At 38.8% G+C, this 15,646-nt stretch carries 18 protein-coding genes; 9 read left to right on the forward strand and 9 right to left on the reverse strand.

All coding sequences use genetic code 11. From position 1 onward, the window contains the following. Positions 1-88: 88 nt before the first annotated feature. The gene (locus C3V42_RS06110) at positions 89-1,045 is read left to right on the forward strand and encodes a sigma 54-interacting transcriptional regulator (RefSeq protein ID WP_106013985.1); all 957 of its coding nucleotides are present in this window, start codon (positions 89-91) and stop codon (positions 1,043-1,045) included. A gap of 11 nt (positions 1,046-1,056) precedes the next feature. Here the strand turns inward: C3V42_RS06110 and hflX are convergent, their stop codons facing one another. The 6 genes from hflX to cmoA all read right to left on the reverse strand — a co-directional run bounded on the left by hflX (position 1,057) and on the right by cmoA (position 5,765). Next, positions 1,057-2,418, reverse strand: coding sequence for a ribosome rescue GTPase HflX (hflX, locus tag C3V42_RS06115; protein WP_106013986.1), 1,362 nt, complete (start codon positions 2,416-2,418; stop codon positions 1,057-1,059). 14 nt (positions 2,419-2,432) lie between these two features. After that, positions 2,433-2,708: an RNA chaperone Hfq gene (gene hfq / locus C3V42_RS06120; RefSeq protein ID WP_106013987.1), complete on the reverse strand. Its 276-nt coding sequence runs from the start codon at positions 2,706-2,708 to the stop codon at positions 2,433-2,435. Positions 2,709-2,799: 91 nt separating this feature from the next. Further along, a complete protein-coding gene (gene rluC, locus C3V42_RS06125) occupies positions 2,800-3,768 on the reverse strand; it encodes a 23S rRNA pseudouridine(955/2504/2580) synthase RluC (protein ID WP_106014321.1) in 969 nt (322 codons plus the stop codon). A gap of 49 nt (positions 3,769-3,817) precedes the next feature. Beyond that, a complete protein-coding gene (gene rnt / locus C3V42_RS06130) occupies positions 3,818-4,486 on the reverse strand; it encodes a ribonuclease T (RefSeq protein ID WP_106013988.1) in 669 nt (222 codons plus the stop codon). A gap of 73 nt (positions 4,487-4,559) precedes the next feature. After that, the gene (gloA, locus tag C3V42_RS06135) at positions 4,560-4,967 is read right to left on the reverse strand and encodes a lactoylglutathione lyase (protein ID WP_005628548.1); all 408 of its coding nucleotides are present in this window, start codon (positions 4,965-4,967) and stop codon (positions 4,560-4,562) included. A gap of 75 nt (positions 4,968-5,042) precedes the next feature. Beyond that, on the reverse strand, positions 5,043-5,765 hold the full coding sequence (cmoA, locus tag C3V42_RS06140; protein WP_106013989.1) for a carboxy-S-adenosyl-L-methionine synthase CmoA: 723 nt from the start codon (positions 5,763-5,765) through the stop codon (positions 5,043-5,045). Positions 5,766-5,963: 198 nt separating this feature from the next. Here cmoA and aspS point away from each other — a divergent pair, with 198 nt between their 5' ends. From aspS to ruvB, 8 genes are all read left to right on the forward strand, one after another. Then, positions 5,964-7,730: an aspartate--tRNA ligase gene (gene aspS, locus C3V42_RS06145; protein ID WP_106013990.1), complete on the forward strand. Its 1,767-nt coding sequence runs from the start codon at positions 5,964-5,966 to the stop codon at positions 7,728-7,730. 272 nt (positions 7,731-8,002) lie between these two features. Further along, positions 8,003-9,271, forward strand: coding sequence for an NRAMP family divalent metal transporter (locus C3V42_RS06150; protein ID WP_106013991.1), 1,269 nt, complete (start codon positions 8,003-8,005; stop codon positions 9,269-9,271). Between the two features lie 100 nt (positions 9,272-9,371). Then, on the forward strand, positions 9,372-9,824 hold the full coding sequence (gene nudB, locus C3V42_RS06155) for a dihydroneopterin triphosphate diphosphatase (RefSeq protein WP_106013992.1): 453 nt from the start codon (positions 9,372-9,374) through the stop codon (positions 9,822-9,824). 12 nt (positions 9,825-9,836) lie between these two features. Further along, positions 9,837-10,577, forward strand: coding sequence for a YebC/PmpR family DNA-binding transcriptional regulator (locus tag C3V42_RS06160; RefSeq protein WP_048952842.1), 741 nt, complete (start codon positions 9,837-9,839; stop codon positions 10,575-10,577). A gap of 16 nt (positions 10,578-10,593) precedes the next feature. Beyond that, the gene (locus tag C3V42_RS06165; RefSeq protein WP_106013993.1) at positions 10,594-11,028 is read left to right on the forward strand and encodes a hypothetical protein; all 435 of its coding nucleotides are present in this window, start codon (positions 10,594-10,596) and stop codon (positions 11,026-11,028) included. 52 nt (positions 11,029-11,080) lie between these two features. Next, the gene (gene ruvC / locus C3V42_RS06170; protein WP_106013994.1) at positions 11,081-11,653 is read left to right on the forward strand and encodes a crossover junction endodeoxyribonuclease RuvC; all 573 of its coding nucleotides are present in this window, start codon (positions 11,081-11,083) and stop codon (positions 11,651-11,653) included. Between the two features lie 62 nt (positions 11,654-11,715). Beyond that, positions 11,716-12,330 carry a Holliday junction branch migration protein RuvA gene (gene ruvA, locus C3V42_RS06175; RefSeq protein WP_046938633.1) on the forward strand — a complete coding sequence of 205 codons (615 nt, stop codon included), beginning with the start codon at positions 11,716-11,718 and terminating at the stop codon, positions 12,328-12,330. A 7-nt stretch (positions 12,331-12,337) separates the two neighbouring features. Then, positions 12,338-13,345, forward strand: coding sequence for a Holliday junction branch migration DNA helicase RuvB (gene ruvB, locus C3V42_RS06180; RefSeq protein ID WP_106013995.1), 1,008 nt, complete (start codon positions 12,338-12,340; stop codon positions 13,343-13,345). Positions 13,346-13,352: 7 nt separating this feature from the next. Here ruvB and C3V42_RS06185 read toward each other — a convergent pair whose 3' ends face one another. From C3V42_RS06185 to trmA, 3 genes are read right to left on the reverse strand one after another with little or no spacing between them, the layout of a single operon-like run. Continuing rightward, positions 13,353-13,787, reverse strand: coding sequence for a SoxR reducing system RseC family protein (locus C3V42_RS06185; protein ID WP_106013996.1), 435 nt, complete (start codon positions 13,785-13,787; stop codon positions 13,353-13,355). Beyond that, positions 13,781-14,554, reverse strand: a complete 774-nt coding sequence (locus C3V42_RS06190) for a class I SAM-dependent methyltransferase (RefSeq protein ID WP_106013997.1) — start codon at positions 14,552-14,554, stop codon at positions 13,781-13,783. Before C3V42_RS06190 ends, C3V42_RS06185 begins: the two co-directional genes overlap by 7 nt. Further along, the gene (trmA, locus tag C3V42_RS06195; protein WP_106013998.1) at positions 14,536-15,627 is read right to left on the reverse strand and encodes a tRNA (uridine(54)-C5)-methyltransferase TrmA; all 1,092 of its coding nucleotides are present in this window, start codon (positions 15,625-15,627) and stop codon (positions 14,536-14,538) included. Before trmA ends, C3V42_RS06190 begins: the two co-directional genes overlap by 19 nt. Positions 15,628-15,646: the final 19 nt, after the last annotated feature.

Genomic DNA, 15,646 nt, shown 5'->3' on the forward strand with positions numbered 1-15,646 from the left:
TTTATTTTCCGATGTGTAAAATAATATTTACACTTTTCTGTAAAAAAATTATCATAACCACATATTATTTTTCTCATATTTCCGATATATGACAACCTTCAAATTTGATCCTCAAAAACCTTTCGATTGTTTTATTGTGCAAAGTGAATCTATGAAAAGTGCGGTAGAAAATGCGAAACGTTTTGCTGTGTTTGATGCGCCTTTGTTAATTCAAGGTGAAACTGGAACTGGAAAAGATTTGTTGGCGAAAGCCTGTCATTATCAGAGTTTGCGTCGTGATAAAAAATTTATCGCAGTAAACTGTGCGGGTTTGCCTGATGAAGATGCGGAAAGTGAAATGTTTGGTAGAAAAGTCGGAGACAGTGAAACCATAGGTTTTTTTGAATACGCGAATGAGGGAACTGTATTACTAGATGGAATTGCCGAACTTTCATTGAGCTTGCAGGCTAAATTATTGCGTTTTTTAACGGATGGCTCTTTCCGTCGAGTAGGTGAAGAGAAGGAACATCATGCAAACGTACGAGTGATTTGCACATCACAGGTTCCACTTCATTTTCTTGTTGAGCAAGGCAAAGTTCGTGCTGATTTATTTCATCGCTTAAATGTTCTCACTATTAATGTGCCACCATTACGCGAACGCATGGCTGATATTGAGCCACTGGCACAAGGTTTTTTACAGGAAATCAGTGAAGAATTAAAAATTGCAAAACCAACTTTCGATAAAGATTTTCTTCTTTATTTGCAGAAATATGATTGGAAAGGGAATGTTCGTGAGCTTTATAACACCCTTTATCGTGCCTGCTCTCTGGTACAAGATAATCATTTAACTATCGAAAGTTTAAATCTTGCTCCGCCACAAAGTGCGGTGATTTCTTTGGATGAATTTGAAAATAAAACCTTAGATGAAATCATCGGTTCTTATGAGTCGCAAGTCCTAAAATTATTTTATGCAGAATATCCAAGCACGAGAAAATTAGCTCAACGTTTAGGCATTTCCCATACTGCGATTGCGAATAAATTGAAACAATATGGAATTGGAAAATAATTTTCTATAAATTAGGCATTGTCTGATTGTATTTTAATATCTGCTAACCTAGAAAATTGCTTACATAACTTTAACCACATAATTTTATCAATCTGTATATCTAACAAGAATTCTCCTTGTTCAGAAATTTGTTCATGGCGTACACAATCAAGTTGATAAAAAGCATGGCGAAGTTTGCCTTCATGTGGTTGTAAAGTTAAAGAAAGAGAAAGTATCTCGTTTTTTAACCGCACTTTAATGGCTTCAAACAATAAATGAATACCCAGCTCATCTTGCGCGGAGAGATAGACTGCAACAGGCTGATTTTCATCATTGTATTCGATATGCGGTACAACATTTTCCAACAAATCAATTTTGTTATATACCAATAGAACAGGCACTGCTCCTGCACCAATTTCCTCTAGCACATCATTGACTGCATCGATATTTTCTTGTTTTCGCGAGTCAGCCGCATCAATCACATGGAGTAATAAGCTGGCCTCTACCGTTTCTTGTAAAGTCGATTTAAAGGCTGAAACAAGATCATGAGGAAGCTGTCGAACAAATCCTACTGTATCCGCTAAAATTGCCGTGCCTACATCTTGAATCTGTAATTTTCGTAAAGTGGGATCTAATGTTGCAAACAGTTGATCAGCCGCATAAACCTCTGCATTGGTTAAACGATTAAATAAGGTTGATTTTCCTGCATTGGTGTAGCCAACAAGTGAAATTGTTGGAATGTCTGCTTTTTGACGTGTTTGGCGATTTTGATTGCGCTGTTTCTCCACTTTTGCCAATCGATTTTGTAATTGAGAAATGCGCACTTTAATCAATCGACGATCGGTTTCTAATTGAGTTTCACCCGGTCCACGTAATCCTACTGCCCCTTTTTGTTGATCTAAGCCTGTTTTTCGACGAACTAATCGAGTAGATAAGTGTTTTAGTTGAGCGAGTCCAACCTGTAATTTTCCCTCATGAGAGCGTGCTCGTTGGGCGAAAATATCTAAAATGACGCCAGTGCGATCGACCACTCGACAATGACATAAACTTTCTAAGTTACGTGTTTGTGCAGGGGTTAATTGATAGTTAAAAAGCACAACATCAGCATTATGTGATTGCACCGCATCTGCAATTTCTTGAGCTTTTCCCTCACCTACAAAATATTTAGCTTGAGGCGTGCTACGACTGGTGGTGATAGTATCCTGGACATCTACATTGGCTGAATCGGCGAGTAGCAAAAACTCTTGTAGATTATCAGTGTTTTTATCTTGTGCAAAGAAAACGTGAACCACGATGGCGGTATCACGCATTTTTTCAGATTGTTGAGATGAAGAAAGTGCGGTTGAAATTTCCTGAGAATTTTCAACCGCACTTAATAAATATTGATTATCCATTGATGGAGCTGTGATTATTCTGCTTGAGTTTCCACGCTTTCAACGGCTTCAGGTGTTGCTACATGATGGTTGCTATTGTGATGAGAAACAGAGCGCGCAGGCACAACGGTTGAAATTGCGTGTTTATATACCATTTGGTTTACAGTGTTTTTTAATAAAATCACGAATTGATCGAATGATTCAATTTGACCTTGAAGTTTGATTCCGTTTACAAGGTAGATTGATACAGGAATGCGTTCGCGACGAAGCGCATTTAAATAAGGATCTTGTAAAGATTGTCCTTTTGCCATTTTGCTATCCTTTGTTGTCGTTATTATGAAATTTTGGTGATAGAAACGAGTTGTCTCCGCGCGCAAGTGTAGCAATAAACACAAATGTTGTCTATTTGCTTTCCCGTAACTTTTGCAAAATTGCTTTCATTTTATGATCTAGTGGTGCATTGAAGCGTAGTGTTTCGCCATTTTTAGGGTGCTCAAACCGAATTGAAAAGGCATGTAAGAACAAACGATTCAATCCCAATTCGCTCATTTGTTTATCAAAATCTTTATCACCATATTTATCATCTAATGCAATGGGATGTCCGGCATATTGTGTATGTACGCGAATTTGATGTGTACGCCCGGTTACTGGTGAAGCCTTTATGAGCGTAGCATTTGTATAGCGTTCTTCAATGCTAAATTGGGTTTCAGATGGTTTGCCTTGCTCGCTGACACGCACAATGCGTTCTCCGCTGGATAATTCATTTTTCAAAAGCGGTGCTTGAACAACTTTTACATGGGATTGCCATTGCCCACGTACTAACGCTAAATAATCTTTTTGAACGGTTTTGACGCGAAGTTGTTCATGCAAATTACGTAATGCTGAACGTTTTTTAGCAATTAATAAAATGCCTGATGTATCGCGATCCAAACGATGAACTAGTTCTAAAAAACGCGCTTCTGGACGCAGTGCTCGTAAGGCTTCAATCACACCAAAATTTAAACCACTCCCGCCATGCACAGCGATTCCTGAAGGTTTATTTAAAACAATCAAACAATCATCTTCAAACAAAATTTGGTTTTCAAGTGCGGCGACTTTATTGAGATTTTTTGAAATCGATGCGTTGTTTTTTTCAGCCACACGTACTGGCGGAACGCGAACGATATCACCTGTTTGAAGTTTATATTCTGGCTTAATCCGGCCTTTATTTACCCGCACTTCACCTTTCCGCACAATACGATAAATTAAACTTTTAGGCACACCTTTGAGTTTTGCTAATAAATAATTATCGATACGTTGGCCGCTTTCATCTTCACTAATTGTCAGCATTTTTACTGATGAATTAATGATTCTTTCATTTTGTTCAGTCATATTTTTCTCTTTTGGCAGACTAAGCGGAGTTTGTTCCTTGAATTTATTCTTATTTGTCATTTACTTCACTGTCTGGAATGATATGGGGATAACCACCTAAATCTTTTAAATGATTGACCATATAGCAGAATAATTCCGCTGTACGTTCGGTGTCGTATAGCGCGGAGTGCGCCTGCTTCCCATCAAATGGAATTTTAGCGGCAAGACAGGCTTTAACGAGAACAGTCTGACCAAACATCAAGCCTGCTAAACTTGAGGTGTCAAACATTCCAAAAGGATGGAAGGGATTACGCTTTACGCCGGTACGTTCAGCGGCAGCCATCACAAAACTTTGGTCAAAAGCAGCATTGTGCGCCACAATGATAGAACGTTGGCAATCTGCATCTTTTTGTCCTCTGCGCACCATTTGAAATAACCCTGTGATTGCATCGAGTTCAGACACTGCGCCACGTAATGGATTGTGAATATCAATGCCATTAAATTTCAAGGAGTCTGGATTAATATTTGCGCCTTCAAAAGGCTCGATATGAAAATGGCATTTCTGATCAGGATGCAAATAACCGTTTTCATCCATTTTTAATGTGATGGCGGCTAGTTCGAGTAACGCATCTTTTTTTGCATCAAAACCTGCAGTTTCAACATCAATAATGACGGGGAAATAGCCACGAAAGCGATTTCTTAATTGGTTGTGATAAGGGATTTCTTGAGAATCGGACATAATCTATCTCTTAAAAATAAAATAACGTAGGAATCCCTACGTTATTAAAAATACAATAAAAATTGACCGCACTTTAGTTGCCTAAACCAGATTTAGTACTTTTGTTTTCGATAAATTCAATTTTATAACCATCTGGATCTTCAACAAAAGCAATGACGGTTGACCCACCTTTAACTGGACCTGCTTCGCGAGTAACGTTACCACCGCTTGCACGAACGGCTTCACAAGTCGCATAAATATCATCCACGCCGATAGCGATATGTCCATATGCTGTGCCGTGTTCATATTTATCTACGCCCCAGTTGTATGTTAATTCAATTTCTGCCGCACTTTCACCATCTTCGTAACCTAAAAAAGCTAGCGTATATTTGTATTCTGGGTTTTCACTGGTGCGTAATAAGCGCATACCTAAAACATCCTGATAGAATTTGATTGAACGATCTAAATCGCCCACGCGTAACATAGTGTGTAAAATTCGCATTGGTTTAATCCTTTTGTGATAAAAAGTGCGGGCATTATGCCATAAAAAAGTTGAATTAAATAAATTTGTTATGAATTATTTAACCGCAATCATTGAGCCAAAATTAAAGCATTGAAACCAAAGTTCTACTTGTGAAAATCCTACGTTTTTTAACCGCACTTTGTGTGTCTCGATAGAATCTGTACGCATCACATTTTCAAGTGCGGTGCGTTTCTGACTCACTTCAAGTTCGCTATAACCATTAGCACGTTTGAATTGGTGGTGGAGATCAATCAGTAGCTCATTTACCTTTTCATCTTCGAAACGGAATTTTTCTGATAACACGAGCACGCCATTTGGATTTAAACCTTCATAGATTTTAGTAAGCAATGCGATGCGATCTTCTGGCGGTAAAAATTGCAAGGTAAAATTGAGAATGACCATTGAGGCATTTTTAATCTCAATGTGGCGAATATCGTCACAGAGAATTTCTACAGGTACTTCACTATGATATGCCGCAATATGTTGACGACAACGTTCAACCATAGGTTGAGAATTATCGATGCCAACAATTTTTACGTTTGGTTGATGAATATTTCGACGTGCAGAAAGTGTGGCGGCCCCTCGTGAGCAACCAAGATCATAAACATAACTATCAGCAGTAACGAAACGTTCTGCCAGCATACCGATTGCAGTGATAATGTTGGAATAGCCCGGTACGGAGCGTTGAATCATGTCTGGAAAGACTTCGGCAACGTTTTCATCAAAGGTAAAATCGCCGAGTTTTTCAATGGGCGCGGAAAAAATAGTATCTTTCATGGTTTACATTGTGTGTGGGATGTGTGTTTTTTCAACTTTCCACACCCTACAGATTAGAAAATATTTAAAAAGTGCGGTCATTTTAAGGAAAGTTTTCAAGGGGTCAAATAAATTTCCGTTTAAGATTTAAAAGACGCGCCTTTTTCCGTATAATTCTGCGGTATTTTTCCATTTTTATAGAGAGTTAAGGAATTGAATATGATGCGTACACATTATTGCGGAGCATTAAACCGTAACAATATCGGACAAGACGTCACATTAAGCGGTTGGGTTCACCGCCGTCGTGATTTAGGTGGCTTAATTTTTATTGATATGCGCGATCGTGATGGTATCGTGCAAGTTTGTTTTGATCCGAAATATCAAGATGCATTGACTGCAGCTGCGGGTTTACGTAACGAATTCTGTATCCAAATTAAAGGTGAAGTGATTGCGCGTCCTGAAAACCAAATCAATAAAAATATGGCAACAGGCGAAGTGGAAGTTTTAGCAAAAGAATTACGTGTTTACAATGCTTCTGATGTGTTACCTCTCGACTTTAACCAAAACAATACTGAAGAACAACGTTTAAAATATCGTTATTTAGATTTACGTCGCCCTGAAATGGCGCAACGTTTGAAAACTCGTGCAAAAATCACCAGCTTTGTGCGTCGTTTTATGGATGACAATGGTTTCCTTGATATTGAAACCCCAATGCTTACCAAAGCAACGCCAGAAGGTGCGCGTGACTATTTAGTGCCAAGCCGTGTACATAAAGGCAAATTCTATGCATTGCCGCAATCACCACAGCTTTTCAAACAGCTTTTAATGATGTCTGGTTTTGATCGTTATTATCAAATTGTGAAATGTTTCCGTGATGAAGATTTACGTGCAGATCGTCAACCAGAATTTACCCAAATCGATGTGGAAACCTCTTTCTTAACTGCGCCAGAAGTTCGCGAAATTATGGAACGTATGGTTCACGGCTTATGGCTTGATACCATTGGTGTGGATTTAGGTAAATTCCCAGTGATGACTTGGCAAGAAGCGATGCGTCGTTTCGGTTCAGATAAGCCAGATTTACGTAACCCATTAGAAATGGTGGATGTCGCTGATATCGTAAAAGACGTTGATTTTAAAGTATTTAATGAGCCAGCAAACAATCCAAATGGCCGTGTTGCAGTAATTCGAGTTCCAAATGGTACAGAAATCACCCGTAAACAAATTGATGAATATACACAATTTGTTGGTATTTATGGTGCGAAAGGTTTAGCTTGGGCGAAAGTAAACGACATCAATGCGGGTCTTGAAGGCGTACAAAGCCCGATTGCGAAATTCTTAAATGAAGATGTATGGAAAGCATTAGCAGAACGTGTGAATGCACAAACTGGCGATATCTTATTCTTTGGTGCAGACAAATGGCAAACCACGACAGATGCAATGGGGGCGTTACGTTTGAAATTAGGTCGTGATCTTGGCTTAACTCGTTTAGATGAGTGGCAACCACTTTGGGTGATTGATTTCCCAATGTTTGAACGCGATGAAGAGGGTAATCTTGCAGCAATGCACCATCCATTTACGTCGCCAAAAGATTTTAGCCCTGAGCAATTAGAAGCCGATCCGACAAGTGCGGTAGCAAATGCTTACGATATGGTGATCAATGGCTACGAAGTGGGTGGTGGTTCAGTACGTATTTTTGATCCGAAAATGCAACAAACCGTGTTTCGTATTCTTGGCATTGACGAAGAACAACAGCGCGAAAAATTCGGTTTCTTATTAGATGCGTTAAAATTCGGTACACCGCCACACGCAGGTCTTGCATTCGGTTTAGACCGTTTAACCATGCTTTTAACTGGCACGGAAAATATCCGCGATGTGATTGCATTCCCGAAAACTACCGCAGCAGCGTGCTTGATGACAGAAGCACCGAGTTTTGCGAATCCGCAAGCGTTGGAAGAGTTGGCAATTTCTGTCGTTAAAGCAGAATAAGTTTGAAATATTAGGAATGAAGTGCGGTCAGATTTGGCCGCATTTTTGCATTTTGGTGAAAAAATTTTATTCACTTAAACATATTACTTTTCTGGTATGAATATGCTTTAATGTCATTTATTTTAAAATTATATTCTGAAAAATATCCATAATTAGATTTTTGTTCTTTTATTTGTCCTTTTTGTTAGGCTTTTTCTACTTTACCCAAGGATAAAATTCTATTATAAATAAGGCCTTTTTCGGTTTATGGTCAATTTATAAGAGAAAATTTTATGAGTGAAGTTTCAACTCCAGTAGAAAAATCAACATGGGCGAGTAAATTCTCAGCCTTAGGTCCTGGCATCGTGATGGCATCTGCGGCTGTCGGTGGTTCACATATTATTGCATCAACCCAAGCGGGTGCGATCTATGGTTGGGAATTAGTGAGTATTGTTATTCTTGCTAACTTATTTAAATATCCTTTCTTCCGTTTCGGTGTTCAATATACCCTAGATACCGGTAATACTTTGTTAGAGGGGTACCGCCAAAAAGGAAAATTCTATCTTTGGTTATTCTTAGCTCTAAACATTTTTGCAACAGTGATTAATACTGCTGCAGTAGGGTTATTAACAGCAGCAATTTTAACCTTCATTATACCAATTCCACTCCCAATGCCCGTGTTAAGCTCATTAGTGATTCTTGTGACAACCGGCATTTTGTTGTTAGGGAAATACCGTCTATTAGATAGTTTATCGAAAATCATCATGATTGCTTTAACGGTGACAACCGTGAGCGCAGTGGTGATTGCTTTTATGCGTAACGGGATTAATGGTGTAGCCACTCCTGATTTTGTCGCGCCTTCTCCATGGGAATTAAGCAAATTAGCTTTTTTAGTTGCGTTAATGGGCTGGATGCCTGCACCAATTGAAATCTCTGCAATTAATTCCATGTGGGTGGTGGCAAAACGTCGTTTAACCAAAGTGTCTTATCAAGATGGTTTATTTGACTTCAACGTGGGTTACATCGGTACCGCCATTTTAGCCGTTGTTTTCTTAGCCCTTGGTGCATTGGTGCAATATGGTTCGCCTGAAACCGTAGAGATGGTGGGCGGAAAATATATTGCGCAACTTATCAATATGTATGCTAGTACTATCGGTGAATGGGCGCGTTTGTTAATTGCGGTGATTGCGTTCATGTGTATGTTTGGTACAACAATCACGGTAATTGATGGTTATTCGCGTACCAATGTTGAATCTTTACGTATTTTATTCAGTAAACAAGAAAGCTCAGTGAGAATTCTTAATATCGGTATGATTTTGGCAGCATTGTCTGGTTTAGCGATTATTTTCTACTTTAATAATGCCGTTGGGCCGATGTTGAAATTCGCAATGATTGCCTCATTTGTTTCAGCACCAATTTTTGCTTGGTTAAATTTATCTCTGACTAAGCATGCGAAACACAGTGTAAAAGGCGGGTTGTTATGGTTATCTCTTATCGGTTTATTCTACTTAACCGCCTTTGCAGGATTATTTATTGTCCAACAAGTTGGCTGGTTAAACTAAAATAATTAAGATGATTACCGCACGTTAGTTTTAAAGTGCGGTAATTTTTTTGAAAGTTTTTAATAGAAAAGGTATGATGCGCCCATTCTCAATCATGTAAATGATAAGTTTGAAATATAAAAATAATCAATCGGTTCTCGTGGTAATTTATGCGAAAAGCTCGAATCGTGTTCTTATGCTTCAACGTCAAGATGATTCCACTTTTTGGCAATCTGTCACAGGTACATTGGAAGCGAATGAAACACCAAGAGCAACTGCGATTCGAGAAGTTTGGGAAGAAGTCGGATTAAAAATGGAAGAAAATTCCACCGCACTTTTTGATTGCAAAGAGAGCATAGAATTTGAAATTTTTCCACATTTCCGATATAAATACGCACCGAATGTGACTCAATGTCATGAACATTGGTTTTTATTGGCAGTTGAGCAGGAATTTGAACCGATATTAAGTGAGCATTTGGCGTATCAATGGGTTTCACCTGAACAAGCGATCCAAATGACGAAATCTTCCAATAATGCGGAAGCAATTAGAAAATATATTCTTAAAGTTAAATAGAAGGAAAACAACATGGCAGGCCATAGTAAGTGGGCTAATATTAAACACCGCAAAGCAGCACAAGATGCACAACGCGGTAAAATTTTTACTAAATTAATTCGTGAACTTGTTACTGCAGCTAAAATTGGTGGTGGCGATGTGAGTGCTAACCCGCGTTTACGTGCAGCAGTTGATAAAGCGCTTAGCAATAATATGACGCGTGATACTATCAACCGCGCCATTGATCGTGGTGTAGGTGGTGGCGATGACACTAATATGGAAACCAAAATTTATGAAGGTTATGGTCCAGGTGGAACTGCTGTGATGGTTGAGTGTCTAAGTGATAACGCAAACCGTACGATCTCACAAGTTCGCCCAAGTTTCACTAAATGTGGTGGTAATTTAGGGACTGAGGGATCGGTTGGTTATTTGTTTAGTAAAAAAGGTTTAATTCTAATTACTGAAGCAGACGAAGATGCGTTAACTGAAGCGGCAATTGAAGCAGGTGCTGATGATATTCAACCCCAAGATGATGGTTCATTTGAAATTTACACCGCTTGGGAAGATTTAGGTTCGGTGCGTGATGGTATTGAAGCAGCTGGCTTTAAAGTTCAAGAAGCTGAAGTGACAATGATTCCATCAACTACTGTCGATCTTGATCTTGAAACTGCGCCTAAATTGTTGCGTTTAATTGATATGTTAGAAGACTGTGATGATGTACAAAACGTATATCACAACGGTGAAATTAGTGATGAAATTGCAGCTCAGCTGTAATTTTAAGGAGATAATAATGAAATTAGTGAAAGTATTGCCCGTAATGGCTGCGTTTGTTGTATTATCCGCTTGTGCAAGTGAAACAGTAAAAATGGAATCAAAACCAGCCCAAGCTGCAATGCCAACCGTAACAGATAAAACAGTTGTTTATTCTTGTAATAAAAAAACGGTTACGGCAGTTTATCAATTTGAGAATCAGGAAGCCACAGCTGCAATGGTGATGGTTGGTAACAAAGTTATCGCGAAAGATTTTTCTCGTGATACAGCGCAAAAAGATTTTACTTCATTTACTTCAGGCAAATATGTTTGGAACGTAGATAGTGGTTTAACGTTAAATAAATTTGATTCTGTAGTGCCTGTAAATCTTTTAGAAAAAGGTGAAAAATCAGACAAAATTCTAGTAAAGAATTGCGATGTTAATGTAAAAGCTACAGCAAAAGCAAACAAATAATAAAAAAATAAAACGGCTAATGTTAATAGGTTAGCCGTTTATTTTTATTCTTATGAGTATTATTTTAGGCATTGATCCCGGCTCTCGTGTGACAGGTTATGGTGTGATTCGTCAAATAGGAAGACATTTGGAATATCTCGGTAGTGGCGCAATTCGTACTCAAGTTGAAGATTTACCAACCCGTTTGAAACGCATTTATGCTGGAGTAACTGAAATTATCACGCAATTTCAACCTGATATGTTTGCAATTGAGCAAGTGTTTATGGCGAAGAATGCGGATTCAGCTTTGAAACTCGGGCAGGCTCGCGGCACGGCGATTGTTGCAGCGGTAAATCATGATTTACCTGTTTTTGAATATGCCGCACGTTTAGTAAAACAAACAGTGGTGGGTATTGGTTCCGCAGATAAAATACAAGTGCAAGAAATGGTGACTCGTATTTTGAAATTGTCAGATAAACCTCAAGCCGATGCCGCGGATGCGTTGGCTATCGCAATTACACATGCTCATTCTATTCAACATTCTTTACATATTGCTAATTCTGTGAAAATGACAGAAACGCAAGAAAAAATGACCGCACTTTTAAAGACCAGATATAGCCGAGGACGCTTTAGATTAAAAATTTAACTGGATGTTCGTCCAGTTTTATTTTATTCTATGCGTTAAGTTTTTTATCATTCGGAAGAATTATGATCGGTCGCTTACAAGGCATTCTTTTAGAAAAACAACCTCCAGAAATTTTACTTAATGTGCAAGGCGTAGGCTATGAATTGCTTTTGCCTATGACGAGTTTCTATGATTTACCAGAAATTGGTCAAGAAACTACTTTATTCACCCATCTTGTTGTTCGGGAAGATGCTCACTTACTCTTTGGATTTGCCCAGAAAACAGACCGTACTTTATTTCGTGAATTAATTAAAACAAATGGGGTGGGGCCTAAATTAGCCTTAGCGATTTTATCAGCCATGTCGGTCGAACAATTTGCTTATGCGATAGAGAGAGAAGAGCTTTCTAAACTCACCAAAATTCCTGGTGTTGGCAAAAAAACAGCCGAACGTTTGTTAGTTGAACTCAAAGGTAAATTCAAAGGCGTAAAACAAAGCGATTTCTTTGTCGAAAGTACTCATATTCCATCAGCGCCATCTATTGAATCACGTGCAGAAAATTCATCTGATGAAGCTATTTCAGCCTTGATTGCTCTAGGTTATAAACCTTCAGAAGCAGAAAAAATGGTGAAACGAGTAGCTAAACCTGATTTAACAAGCGAGCAAGTTATTCGCGAAGCTTTAAAAGCCGCACTGTAGGTGAGACATGATTGAAGCAGATAGAATTATTAGCGGGCAAGCTAAGATTGATGAAGATGTTATTGACCGCGCTATTCGTCCTAAATTATTAGCGGATTATGTTGGGCAGCCGCAAGTACGCGAGCAAATGGATATTTTCATCAAGGCAGCCAAATTACGTCAAGATGCCTTAGATCATTTATTGATTTTTGGCCCTCCAGGTTTGGGAAAAACAACGCTTGCTAATATTGTAGCAAATGAAATGGGCGTGAATATTCGTACGACATCAGGACCTGTATTGGAAAAAGCGGGGGATTTAGCCGCAATGCTTACTAATCTTGAACCGCATGATGTGTTATTTATTGATGAAATTCATCGACTTTCCCCTGCTATTGAAGAAGTCCTTTATCCGGCAATGGAAGACTATCAATTGGATATTATGATTGGTGAGGGGCCTGCTGCTCGTTCTATTAAATTAGATTTGCCACCTTTTACTTTGGTTGGCGCGACGACTAGGGCGGGTTCTTTGACTTCACCATTGCGTGATCGTTTTGGTATTGTGCAACGTTTGGAATTCTACTCTGTAGAAGATTTAACATCTATCGTTGCAAGAAGTGCGGGGTTTTTGAATCTTGAATTAGAACAGCAAGCTGCTTTTGAGGTGGCTCGTCGTTCACGAGGCACGCCTCGAATTGCAAACCGTTTATTACGACGCGTGCGTGATTATGCAGATGTGCGTAATGGGGGAGTAATTTCTGTAGATGTGGCAAAACAAGCACTTTCAATGCTAGATGTAGACGATGCCGGATTTGATTATTTAGATAGAAAATTATTGTCTGCAGTTATTGAGCGTTTTGACGGCGGGCCAGTAGGGCTGGATAATCTTGCTGCCGCAATTGGTGAAGAACGCGATACCATTGAAGATGTTTTGGAACCTTATTTGATTCAGCAAGGTTTTTTACAACGTACCCCACGTGGGCGAATTGCTACATCACAGACTTATCGACATTTTGGTTTGCAGAAGTTAACAGATTAAATATTATTTATGAGAGAACGCGTAATAAAGTTGGATGAAACTCCGTTTTTTGTGCTAAATTTCTACTATATATTTTCACAAAGATAAATGAAATAGCGGTGGAAAAAAATATTAATATTGTACGAAGAATTTCATTGTGGCTAATATAATCAGAAATTAATGTACTTAATACCAGTGTTAAAAGTGGCACAATATACATTAACAAGGCAGAAAGTAGCATTGATTTTTCTTCTAATCCAATTTCAACAATTTGACCTTCGCGTAATGGCATTAATGTTTCCACATTAAAAATATGCTCGCCACGTTTACCGTTTAATTCTGAAAGGCTTGATGTTCCACAACTGTTTTTAGCTGCGCATTGGCCACAGGCACTTTGGGATTGGCATTTCACTTTGGCAATGCCATTTTCATAGCTAATAACAACGGCACTTTCTCTTAGCATTGGGATGCTCCCATATAAATATCAAAGCGATGATTTTTCGTTTCACGGCTAAAGTGCGGTTGTTTTCCACCAAGAAATTCTGCATAGTCAGGACGCTTAACGACCACACGTTTTTTAGTTAATCGTAGTGCAGGTAAAAGTAATTCATCGGCATCTAAATCAGCCCCGACTAAATGCTGAAATACACGCATTTCTTTTTTTACTAACGCAGATTTTTGTTTATGCGGATACATTGGGTCGAGATAAACCACATCGGCATAATCGCTATTAGGATCAAGTTCATTAATATGCTGAACATTCAGCAAGCGCAAATTTTGTTGCAACATCTCGCCGATTTCCTCATCTTGATAAGCACGATTTAAACCATCTTGCAGAAGTAAAAAAACAACAGGATGACGCTCTACTAAACGAACTTGGCAGCCAATCGACGCCAGCACAAAGGCATCTCGTCCTAGACCTGCTGTGGCATCAATAACTGTTGGCAATTCCGAACCTTTAATCCCTACTGCTTTCGCTACGGCTTCTCCACGTCCACCACCGAACTTACGACGGTGAGCCATTGTGCCACCAACAAAATCAACATAAACTGCTCCGAGTTTAGGTTCGTCTAATTTACGAAGCTCTAAACGTTCATCGGTTTGAACAAGCGCAAGTGGGCTTTGTTCATCATGAATAATGTTATGTTCAGCACAAAGTGCGGTCAATTCTGCTAATGTTTTTTCTGAAGATTCAGAAATTAGTTGAATACCTACTTGCGAATGAGCCATACGCCGCTTTCCATGTGGTCAGTGTAAGGGAATTGATCAAATAACGCTGCTTTTTCAATACGGTGCGTTTTTGAAAGTTCAACAAGATTATCGCACAGCGTATGTGGATTACAGGAAATATACAAAATGCGATCGTAATTTTGTACAAGTTTCACTGTATCAGGATCAAGCCCAGCGCGAGGTGGATCAATAAAAATGGTATTGCACTCGTAAGCTTTCAAATCAATCCCTTTCAAGCGGTTAAAGGCTCGAACCCCATTCATAGCCTGCGTAAATTCTTCTGCTGACATACGGATAATTTGTAAATTATCGACTTTATTTTCAGCAATATTAAATTGTGCGGCGGCTACGGAAGGTTTCGCGATTTCTGTTGCTAATACCTTACGGAAATTTTGTGCAAGTGCGATAGAAAAATTACCGTTTCCACAGTAAAGTTCTAATAAATCACCTTCGCTATTTTGGGTGCAATCAATTGCCCATTCAAGCATTTTGCAGTTTACCGTTGCGTTTGGCTGCGTAAAACTATTCTCGACTTGACGATAGACATAATTTCTGCCATTCACAGGTAAAACCTCATCCACATAATCTTGCTCAAAACAAATTTTTTGTTTACTTGCACGTCCGATTATTTGCACATCAAAATCTTGCTTTTCGAGTAAATCTTTCAGATTTTTAGCCGCACTTTCCCATTCTTCAGTGAGTGTTTTATGATAAAGCAAGCTCACAATAATCTTATTACTCAAGGTGCTAAGGTAATCAATTTGGAATAATTTTTTGTGTAGCACCTCTTGTTGTTTTAACAAAGGTAATAAGGTTTGCATCATGCGATTAATCAGCGTGCTGGCGATTGGAAACTCATCCACGCGGTAACGCTGCAACGTCGCTTGATCAAACATAATATGGTAAAAATCATCTTGCTCGTGCCAAATACGAAATTCCGCACGCATACGATAATGACTTGTTGGAGAGTCAAAAACTTGAATATCAGGCGCATTGAAAGGGCGCAAAAGTGCGGTTAATTTTTCAAGTTTTTTTTGTAGCAGTTCGTTGTATTGAGAAATCGGTAATTGCATAGAAATTAGTATTCATAGG

It is taken from the genome of Haemophilus sp. oral taxon 036 (genome assembly GCF_002998595.1).
Classification (GTDB): Bacteria; Pseudomonadota; Gammaproteobacteria; order Enterobacterales; family Pasteurellaceae; genus Haemophilus; species Haemophilus haemolyticus_K.